The sequence below is a fragment of the Pseudomonas sp. FW305-3-2-15-E-TSA4 genome, from assembly GCF_058787295.1.
This window is the reverse complement of the sequence record NZ_JBYSZP010000029.1, coordinates 45,031-46,361: the sequence shown is the minus strand read 5'-3', so window position 1 is coordinate 46,361 and position 1,331 is coordinate 45,031. Positions and strand designations below refer to the sequence as shown.

General features: G+C 49.5%; 1 protein-coding gene and 1 pseudogene. One reads left to right on the top strand and one right to left on the bottom strand.

What is annotated here, in order from left to right:
- Nucleotides 1-207: DUF6124 family protein (locus AC3WMV_RS27515; protein ID WP_492561405.1), on the top strand; the 207-nt coding region annotated here is incomplete at its 5' end.
- 243 nt (nt 208-450) lie between these two features.
- Here AC3WMV_RS27515 and AC3WMV_RS27510 read toward each other — a convergent pair.
- A pseudogene (locus AC3WMV_RS27510) lies at nt 451-1,331 on the bottom strand (hypothetical protein); the annotation flags it as partial.

Below are 1,331 nucleotides of genomic sequence, written 5' to 3'. Positions count from 1 at the left end.
ATGTTCCTCGTCAATCCACAAACCGACACCGAATCCCTGCTGGCCAACGCCTGCGAATCCCTGGCCTCGGCCACGGTCATGCTCGGCGATTTCGCCGGAACGCTGGAGGGGCCAAGTCGTAATACAGCGTTGGGCATTGCGCAGGTGGTGATGCTGGGGGAGTTGGCGGTGAATCAGGCGCTGGATAATGTGGTGCCAAAGGAATAGGCACCAGCAGTCATGGCCTCTTCACGAGCAGGCGAAGACCTAGATGGGATCCGCGTTGGTCACAGGTTATGTACCCGGCAAAGATTTCTTGTAGGCGTAAACTTACTCACTACTGCCATTAAATAAATCAGTTCGACTATATTGCCTTTACAGGTCTGCTTCATGCCATAAGTGCGAAACATAGACAGGGACGGATAATTGAACCTGTCCCTGTCTTCTTAATGCCTGTAATTTTTTATAAAATTATTGGCTAAATATAAAGTTATCAAAGACAACAGCCGACCGGGCAGTGGTGACAATCATTTTTCTTATGCCAGACCCATGGAATCGAGCAGATTTCGGCTTGGTAAGGCTATCTGTTAGAAGTGTTATTTCGCCGAGCAGTCTATTCGTGGAGTCATAAAATTTAGCTGTCGCTGGGTCGATTGTGTGTGCGTAATCGAACGATATAGATGAGTAATTATTCCTGAATGTAAATGTAGTCGTGGAGTTGTCACCATTTATCCCTAAATATTTTCCGGCGAAAGGTGGCTCGTAATTGCTATTAGTCAAAATTGCTATATGTTGTCCTGCCACTGGGTTGCGCTCTATTGTCATAGTAGGAAGAACCAATACTACTGGCTCAATAACATTGCTCCTGTCGTTAAAGTTTTCACTCAAGGGTGGCGATATGATGACCACCCGCGGATTCGACACCTGCTCACTGCCATATTGGGCGGTGGCGGTGAAACTATGGGAGTCCACGCTCAAGTTCCTTGCAGTGATTTCCCAGTCACCACCTTGTGGATTGATGTCGGCAATGTCTATCTCGATGTTGCCGTCCTTGATCTGGACTTTCTGACCTTTAGCCCCTTTCCCTTTAAGCTTGACCGTGGTATCGACGGTCGATTGGCCATGGGGAATGTCTCTACCTTGGGAGTCTAGTGCATGGGTAATGGTCGGTGCGGTATTGGCCGTCACTGTCAACGTCCACGCCGTGGATACCTGCCCACTGCCATACTTAGCGATGGCGGTGAAGCTGTGAGCGGCCAAGCTCAAGCCTGTCAAGGTCAGTTCCCACAGGCCGGTCGTCAGGTTAACCGTCGCTTCACCTTTGACGGTGGTGCCGTCCTTGATCTGGACTT